Below are 647 nucleotides of genomic sequence, written 5' to 3'. Positions count from 1 at the left end.
CGGTTGCGGGCGTTGGAGCGCGTGGAAGCCGCGGCGCGCCGGTTGCGCGCCCCGCAGCACACGCTGATCAATCAACTCGCCGCCCAGGCCGGCCCAGAAGAACTGGGCGGCACGCTGCGCGGGGCGCTGGCCGACCGGCTGCGCATCACCAAGGCCGAGGCGTCCCGGCGCGTCGACGAAGCCGAGGACCTCGGCGAGCGCCGGGCGCTGACCGGAGAAGCGTTGCCCCCGCAGTTGGCGGCGACGGCCGCCGCTCAGCGTGAGGGGCTGATCGGTGACACCCACGTGCGGGTGATCCGCAGCTTTTTCGCTCACCTGCCCGCCGAGGTCGACCCCTCGACCCGGGAAGCCGCCGAGGCCGATCTGGCCGGCAAGGCCCGCGACTATCGCCCCGACGAACTCGCCAGATACGCCAAACGGATCATGGACTGGCTACACCCCGACGGGGAGTTCAGCGACGCCGAGCGGGCCCGCAAGCGCGGCATCACTTTGGGCCAGCAGGACTTCGACGGCATGTCGCGCATCAGCGGCCTGATCACCCCGGAACTACGGGCGGCGATCGAGGCGATGCTGGCCAAGCTGGCCGCCCCGGGCACCGCCAACCCCGAGGATGAAAACCCAATCATCGATGCGACCCCCGACGAGGA

At 71.3% G+C, this 647-nt stretch carries 1 protein-coding gene; it reads left to right on the top strand.

The window, feature by feature from the left end; all coding sequences use genetic code 11:
* The coding region (locus tag A5706_RS09775; protein WP_156767040.1) for a DUF222 domain-containing protein at window positions 1–647 on the top strand (647 nt) is incomplete at both ends.

The organism is Mycobacterium sp. E796 (genome assembly GCF_001672815.1).
Classification (GTDB): domain Bacteria; phylum Actinomycetota; class Actinomycetes; order Mycobacteriales; family Mycobacteriaceae; genus Mycobacterium.
Note: the sequence above shows the minus strand (reverse complement) of the source record. Positions and strands in the feature narration are given on the sequence as shown.